The organism is Microcella sp. (assembly GCF_033763155.1).
Classification (GTDB): Bacteria; Actinomycetota; Actinomycetes; order Actinomycetales; family Microbacteriaceae; genus Microcella.
This window is the reverse complement of sequence record NZ_JANRKZ010000242.1, coordinates 1-6,671: the sequence shown is the minus strand read 5'-3', so window position 1 is coordinate 6,671 and position 6,671 is coordinate 1. Positions and strand designations below refer to the sequence as shown.

Sequence of the window (6,671 nt, the reverse complement as noted above, 5' to 3'; positions counted from 1 at the left end):
GGGCACGTACCTTTCTGCATCTCAACCGGCAAGGTGACAGCTGGAAGATTCGCGACTACACCTCGCCACAGCAGCCCGCAGAAGAGATTGCCCAGGCCGGGGAGAAAAGCACCAAGCTCGTCATTGATCTGGCGCAGCTTGAGATCGTTCACGAGATCGACTATCCGTACTCACGAACGCCCTTCGGTGTCACGATCAAAGACTCCCGCTACTGGTTCGACGAGATTGCGAAGGCGAACGCGAAGTACCTCGGACGGGGAGTGTAGAGGAACTCTCGTGTCTGGTTCGATGGGTTCATGACTGCAGACGACGTCAACGCACCCGGAACATCAGCCAGACGCGAGTACGAGCGACGCAAGGCCAAAGAGAAAGCGCAGCGCGAGGCCGAATGGGGCCGCCTCGCGGGCTTCGTCGGCGCGCTGACGCCCGAGAAGCAGAACACGAGAGCGTGGAGCAGTGGGGCTGCCGGCGAGGCGGTCGTGGGGGCTCGGCTTGACGGGTTGGCGTCGCAGAGCATCCGTGTGATGCATGATCGGCGCATTCCGCGCTCGAAGGCCAACATTGACCACATCGTGGTGACGCCCGGCGGGGTGTGGGTGATCGATACGAAGCGGTATGTCGGCAAGGCGCCCGAGAAGCGAGTGGAAGGCGGCATCATTCGCCCGCGGGTTGACCTGCTGATCGTCAAGGGGCGCGACAAGACGGCGCTCGTCGAGGGTGTGCGCAAGCAGGTGGGGCACGTGCGCGACGTGGTGGGGGAGGTTCCGGTGTTCGGCGTGCTGTGCTTCGTCGATGCTGACTGGGGATTGTTTGCCGACGCTTTCACGGTCAACGGGGTGCGCGTGGTGTGGCCGAAGAAGTTGGCCTCGATGATTTCCACGGTGCCCGACGCGGGGGTTGATGTGGCTGCGGTTGCTGAGAGGATCGCGCAGCGGTTTGTGCGGGCGTGAGCTGAGGGCGACGAACCGCGAGCGAGCATCCCGAGCCCCTGTAGACACGCGGGCACCCCGGGTGGTCTGATGGCACGCACGCGCGTGCACGCGCCCGAGCGAAGGAGGCCGCGTGGAGCCGCTACTCATGAACGGCACGCCGTGGCAGTTGCCCGTGGCGATGACCGGGGCGGCGAGCCCGGCCAAGGCGGCGGTGGGCGACAAGCCCGTGGCCGACTACATCGCGAGCCTGCCGCAGCCGCAGCGAGGTGTTGCCGAGGCGCTCGACGTGCTCGCGGCCGCGACGCTGCCCGAGCTGCAGCGGTCGGTGAAGTGGGGGATGGCCTACTACGGCGTCGGTGACGGCTGGTGTTTCAGCGTGGGGGCGTTCGTGGGCCACGTGAAGCTCATGTTCATCAATGGCACGACGCTCGAGCCAGTGCCGCCGGTGACTCCCGTGGGCATGGGTAAGGCGACGCGCGGCGTCGAGCTTGCGACGCTCGACGAGATCGACGCCGTGGTGCTCGCGAGCTGGATGACGCAGATTGCGTCGCGGCCGGGGCTGGGCTGGGCGCGACGCTAAGCGCTCTGCGAGGCGCTTGGTGCGGGCGTGAGCTTGGTGTAAGTAAGCCCGACCCTCTAGGGGCGTCGTAAAGCGGCAGCCAGTGGTGGCAGGTAGGTCTCGACCACGTCACGAACCGTGGCGACGTCGACGCCGAAGTACTGGTGAACGAGGATGTTGCGAAAACCCCGGATCTGCGGCCAAGCGATATTGGGGTGTGCGTCGGTCAATTCTGACGGAAGGTGCTTCGCCGCTTCGCCAATGATCTGTAGGTTTCGTTCGACAGCGTCTTCAGCCATATCTGCGAGCACTCGGTCGTCACTACCGAGCACGTCGACATAGCGTTGGCATCGCTCGATCGCCTCGAGGATGTCGGCAATGCGTTGATCGGTGCTGCGGCTCACAGCGGAACCGCGTCGGCGAGCGCAGATTCCGAGATCGAAGGCTTGAGCAGTTGGACCGGAAAAATGTCGATGTCATCGCGGCCGAAGAGGCTGCGAGTTTCTTCCATGAGCCCTGAAGCGCGCATCAGAACATTGCCGTCTGTGGGGTCCATCGACACCACGATGTCGATGTCGCTGTCTGGCCCGGCGTCGCCGCGGGCGACGGACCCGAAGAGCCTGGGGTGCGTTGCGCTGTACTTTTCGAGGAGCGCGTCGAACTCTGTGCGGCGCGCAGCGAGCAGCTCGCGCAGTGCGAGGGTCTCGGGAGTCGCGACAGTCATCGACATGCCTCCAGAATACCGGGGCTGTCTGTAGCTACCTAGATCCGGCGACGAAGTGACGAACCGCGGGCAGCATGGATCCGAAACAGATAGTCGCACTAGAGTCGCCGCATGGTCGCCGACCCCACCGATCACTGGACGCCCGTGGGCGTTGTGTTCGAGCGTGACCCCATCGAGATTGACGGGGTGAACCCGCGACATTCTGTTTGCGGCGGGTGAGCTCTCGAACGGGGTGTGGGGCTTCTATCGCCCGTGGCCGGCGCCGTCGGAGCCCCGCTCAGCGTGAGCTGTTCGCCGTGCGGCCCCGCACGATGCCGATGAACTCATCGACGAGCGGATGCGCGCCCACGATCGGCCACACGAGTGAGATGCGGGTCTCGACCCCGTCGGTGAGAGGTCGGGCCACGACGCCTTTGCGCGAGTGGGCGCGCGCCACCGACTGGGGCATGACGGCGACTCCGACGTTGGCGGCGACGAGTTCGATTGCCGCCTCGCCATTGTCGGTGATCAGGTCGACGGTGAGCAGGGCGAGGTCGTCGAGGGTGGCGAGATCCGCCAGCGTGAGGCTGTCGAGGCTCGCGGGCAGCGAGCCGCGCGGGGTCACCACCACGGGCGCTTCGCGGTAGAGCTCGATCGCGTGGCGGTCGTCGTTGGCCGAGGTGTCGCGCAGCAGGGCCATGTGCACGGTGCCGGTTGCGAGGGCCTCGAGCGCAGCATCCTGCAGCATCGGGGTCAGCTCGAGGCGACCGCGGGGGCGGCGTTCGCGCCAGATGCGCTCCCACTTGCCCGGCGTCACGCCCGGCACGAACGCGACGTGCAGGGGCTCGTGTTTCTGAAACACGGGGCGGGGTTCGGGCATGAGTTCAGGCTAGCCGCGTGTGACGCGGGTGCTGGCCTCCCGTACGCTCGACAGCATGACCGAAGCCCCGCGTGAAGACCGCCGCCAGCAGCCGAAGCCCAAGAAGGAGCAGCTGCTGAGCCCCGCGACGGCGGCGAAGAAGCTCAACCTCTACCTGCCGGCGACGCCCGACGAGTTTCGCGCGACGCCCATTTCTCGCACCGCGCTGCAGGCCCTCAGCGACAGCCCGCCCGAGTGGCTCGCGACGCTGCGCCGCGAAGGCCCGCACCCTCGCGACGAGGTCTCGCGCCGCCTGGGCGTCTCGAACTCGGCGCTCGCCCGCGCCGGAGTGAGCGACCACATGACCACGGCCGAGATTCGCGCGCTGCTCGACGAGCGGCCCGAGTGGCTCGTCGTCGAGCGCGAGAAGCACGCGCCGGGCACGGGCATTGTTCCGGGCACGGCGATTGGCGAGCGGCCGACGCGGGTTGAGCCCGTGGCCGCGGATGACGACGAGACCGACGAGTACGTCTGAGGTCACCCGCATGCTCGGCCCTGAACCGCACGTCGCGCTGCTGCGCAACGTCAACGTAGGCCAGCGCGGGCACCCCAGCACCGACGACCTGCTGAGTGCGTTTGCGGCGGCCGGAGCCCCCGACGCGCTGAGCTTTCAGAGCAACGGCACGATCGTGTACACGGCCCGCGCCGCCGAGGCCGAGTCCCTGGCTCAGGATGCCGTCGCCGCGCTCGCGCGCGCCGCCGGTCACGAGCGCGAGGTCGTCACGGCATCGCTCGCGTCTCTGCGGCCTCTCGTCGACGAGCACGGATCGGCTCTCGACGCTCGCCGCCGCGAACTCACCCTGCACGGCGGCCCCGCGCTCGAGCCCGACTCCGTCGCCCTGCTCGAGGCCGAGCGCCGCGCGCACTGCACGGTGCTTGACTCAGCACCCGGATGGGTTGTGACGCTCAACCTGCGTGATCGGCAGAGCAACGGCACCCCGCTCGTCGAGCACGTGCTCGGCATCCCGGCCACGTCACGCGGCCTGCCGACGCTCGCGCGGTTGTTCGAGAAGCTCGACGCTTCGCAGCTCGCCTGACGGGGTTGGATGCGCGCTGGCTACTGGCGACGCAGACGACGGCGGCTCTGTCTAGTTCCAGGCGGCGTTCATCACGTCGGCATCTCGCAGATCGCTGGTTCGGCGGGCCGACTCACGCGCGCTCTCGGCACCAACGCCCACTGCTGCCTTTGGAGAGAGTGTCAGGGTCATCGATAGCGCTCGAGCGAGACGCAGGACGGTTTCGAGAGTGGGATTCGAGAGACCGTTCTCGATGCGACTGATCTCTGACTGTTGCAAACCGGTCAGTTCTGCGAGCGCAGGTTGGGTCAAGGCGAGCGACCGCCGTGCAGTGCGAACGTGCAATCCGAGCGATGCGCGATCGTCGAGCTCGTGTTGAAACACTGTCGACGCCGCGGCGAAGACGTGACGCGCTTCGTCCGTCCAGGTCTCGCGAGCGCGAGCGGAGAGTTCACTAAACGAGCGAGTCATGGTTGCGCCTCCCGTGTTGCCTATGTGTTCTAGTACATATCTTCTCACGACTTTGTGTCATTCCGATGAGCGATTCGCCATTGCTGCAACGCTCGTCGAGCTCGCGCGATTTCCTGCTGCTGGCGCCGAGTCGACGGGTCTCGCCCCTTGTCGTAACCCTGGAACAGCACGATGATCTTGTTGCCGTGAAACGTGCAGAAGATGCGAATGCTGAGGCGTCGGCCCGTGTCACCCACGAGCGGAGATGTTGTGTCGGCCATCGACATAATCGCGTCGAGTGACCGTTGGATGCGGAACTCGTAGAGGCCCGCCCCAAGGGCTTTGCCCCAACCACCGTCGAAGGCGGCAATGCCGTGCACGGCAAGCACGGTCGTGAGCGCTGCGTCCACTACGGCTTGCTCGTAGGGAGCGAGGCTCAAGTAGAAGCGCTCGAAGTCGAGGTCGGCGTATTCGATAGTCCACGGTCGCACCCGCGAAAAGTAGTCGAGACGCGTGTGCCGGAGGCTTAGCCCTCCCCAGCGGCCGCCGGCCGCACCCACACGACGAGCAGGCCGGGTAGCACTGCGGCCAAACCCACGAGCCCGAACACGACGCTCGCCGCGAGACTCGCGCTCGCGGTCGCGCCGGCGAGCGGCAGCAACGCGGCGGCGGCGCCCTCGCGCAGTCCCCAGCCGCTGATCGTGATCGGCACGAGCATCGTGAGCAGAATGAGCGGCACGAGCGTCACGACCGCGGCGAACGAGAGGCTCAGGCCCACCGCGGCTGCCGACGCCCAGAACGCGATGAGGATGCACGCCGTGGTACCGGCGCTGAGGGCCAGTTGCGCCAGCACGACTCGGCGGCCCACGAGAGCAATCGCCGCCGTGCGTGACAACTCGGCCATGCGCGGGCCGACGCGCCCGGGCAGCCAGCGGGCAGCGAGCAACACTCCGACCACGGCGAGCGAGACAAGGGTGATCGTCGCGGCGAGGCGGAGCATCCACCCCGACCATTCGAGACCCCCGGGTGCGAGGGCCGTCACGGTCACGGCGATTGTCATGGTCGCGAGCAAGGCCACTTGGCCCGCGAAGCGCTCGACCACGACGGCCTGCGCGGCCACGGTCAGGCCCGCCTGCTCGCGGCTGCGCACGGCGCGGCCCGCGTCGCCGACGACTCCGCCGGGCACGGTGGAGTTGACGAGCTGAGCGAGGTAGTACTCGCGCAGGGCGTGCCAGCGGCCGAGCGGCAGGCCGAGTGCGCCGGCAGTCAGGCGCCATCGTTCGGCTGCGAGCACGGTGTGCACCGTGAGGGCGACGAGGGCCACGGCGAGCCACCACGGGTTCACGCCCAGCAGCACCGCGGCGGCGTCGCGACCGTCGGCGACCTGCCACAGCAGCACGAGCAAGCCGACCGTGACGAGGGCCTGCGCGCCGACGATGAGCGCGCGCCGCCCTATGCTCGACGTCGCCACAGCCACACGATGTCGCGCCCGAACGACCACGCGAGCGCGCCAAGCACGCCGAGGGTGAGGGCGATGGCGAGCGGGTGCGGCAGGCCCGGAAGCTGCAGCACGATGAGCGTGATCATGTGAATCACGGCGACGACCTTGCCGCTATACCTCGGCGGTAGAGGGTCGTGCAGCCAGGGCCAGATCACGCCAGCCACGCCGAACAGATAGCGCGGAAGGCCGAGCAGCAGCACGATCCATGGCGCCCCACCCACGACCACCGCGAGCGCGGCGAGCACGAGCGCGAAGACCGAGTCGACCTCCATGTCGAAGCTGCCGCCGACGGCTGACGAGAGCCCCTGCCGCCGCGCGAGCCAGCCGTCGACCCCATCAAGGCTCAGCGAGATCGTCGCAATCGCGATGATCGCCACGGGCGCGGGCGAGACGCCGACGAGCGGAATCACGAGCGTCGAGACGAGCGCCAACCGCAGCAGCGTCACGGCGTTGGCATAGCCCAATCGCGCGTGCGGGTGCAGCCGATGCAACCGCCACGCGGCGACGGATGCTCCCACCGCGAACACCGCCACCCCCACCCCAACCGCCGCACCCCCGGCGCTCGCGAACAGCCAGCCCCCGAGCCCGGCG

General features: G+C 67.8%; 12 protein-coding genes. 5 read left to right on the top strand and 7 right to left on the bottom strand.

The genetic code is table 11. From position 1 onward, the window contains the following. From SFU54_RS10545 to SFU54_RS10535, 3 genes are all read left to right on the top strand, one after another. Positions 1-266, top strand: a 266-nt coding sequence (locus SFU54_RS10545) for a hypothetical protein (RefSeq protein ID WP_319016233.1), incomplete at its 5' end; no start/stop codon positions are given. Between the two features lie 30 nt (positions 267-296). Then, positions 297-950: a nuclease-related domain-containing protein gene (locus SFU54_RS10540; RefSeq protein ID WP_319016232.1), complete on the top strand. Its 654-nt coding sequence runs from the start codon at positions 297-299 to the stop codon at positions 948-950. Between the two features lie 112 nt (positions 951-1,062). Next, positions 1,063-1,512 (top strand): DUF1801 domain-containing protein, encoded by a 450-nt coding sequence (locus SFU54_RS10535; protein ID WP_319016231.1) that lies wholly within the window; start codon positions 1,063-1,065, stop codon positions 1,510-1,512. Between the two features lie 56 nt (positions 1,513-1,568). Here the strand turns inward: SFU54_RS10535 and SFU54_RS10530 are convergent, their stop codons facing one another. The 3 genes from SFU54_RS10530 to SFU54_RS10520 all read right to left on the bottom strand — a co-directional run bounded on the left by SFU54_RS10530 (position 1,569) and on the right by SFU54_RS10520 (position 3,074). Next, positions 1,569-1,895, bottom strand: coding sequence for a DUF86 domain-containing protein (locus SFU54_RS10530; protein WP_319016230.1), 327 nt, complete (start codon positions 1,893-1,895; stop codon positions 1,569-1,571). Next, positions 1,892-2,221, bottom strand: coding sequence for a nucleotidyltransferase family protein (locus SFU54_RS10525; RefSeq protein ID WP_319016229.1), 330 nt, complete (start codon positions 2,219-2,221; stop codon positions 1,892-1,894). The genes SFU54_RS10530 and SFU54_RS10525 overlap by 4 nt, the downstream gene beginning before the upstream one ends. A 271-nt stretch (positions 2,222-2,492) precedes the next feature. Continuing rightward, positions 2,493-3,074 carry a LysR family transcriptional regulator substrate-binding protein gene (locus SFU54_RS10520; RefSeq protein ID WP_319016228.1) on the bottom strand — a complete coding sequence of 194 codons (582 nt, stop codon included), beginning with the start codon at positions 3,072-3,074 and terminating at the stop codon, positions 2,493-2,495. Between the two features lie 55 nt (positions 3,075-3,129). On the opposite strand from SFU54_RS10520, the gene SFU54_RS10515 reads away from it, so the two are divergent. Both SFU54_RS10515 and SFU54_RS10510 read left to right on the top strand, forming a co-directional pair. Further along, positions 3,130-3,588 (top strand): DUF5997 family protein, encoded by a 459-nt coding sequence (locus tag SFU54_RS10515; RefSeq protein ID WP_319016227.1) that lies wholly within the window; start codon positions 3,130-3,132, stop codon positions 3,586-3,588. 10 nt (positions 3,589-3,598) lie between these two features. Then, the gene (locus tag SFU54_RS10510; protein WP_319016226.1) at positions 3,599-4,150 is read left to right on the top strand and encodes a DUF1697 domain-containing protein; all 552 of its coding nucleotides are present in this window, start codon (positions 3,599-3,601) and stop codon (positions 4,148-4,150) included. Between the two features lie 51 nt (positions 4,151-4,201). On the opposite strand, the gene SFU54_RS10505 is transcribed toward SFU54_RS10510, so the two are convergent. The 4 genes from SFU54_RS10505 to SFU54_RS10490 form a co-directional block, all read right to left on the bottom strand. Next, positions 4,202-4,600, bottom strand: a complete 399-nt coding sequence (locus tag SFU54_RS10505) for a helix-turn-helix transcriptional regulator (protein WP_319016225.1) — start codon at positions 4,598-4,600, stop codon at positions 4,202-4,204. A gap of 44 nt (positions 4,601-4,644) precedes the next feature. Next, positions 4,645-5,070 (bottom strand): hypothetical protein, encoded by a 426-nt coding sequence (locus tag SFU54_RS10500; RefSeq protein ID WP_319016224.1) that lies wholly within the window; start codon positions 5,068-5,070, stop codon positions 4,645-4,647. Positions 5,071-5,105: 35 nt separating this feature from the next. Next, entirely contained in the window at positions 5,106-6,050 is a 945-nt protein-coding gene (locus tag SFU54_RS10495) for a lysylphosphatidylglycerol synthase transmembrane domain-containing protein (RefSeq protein WP_319016223.1), read from the bottom strand. Further along, the coding region (locus tag SFU54_RS10490; protein ID WP_319016222.1) for a CDP-alcohol phosphatidyltransferase family protein at positions 6,032-6,671 on the bottom strand (640 nt) is incomplete at its 5' end. The genes SFU54_RS10490 and SFU54_RS10495, both read right to left, overlap by 19 nt.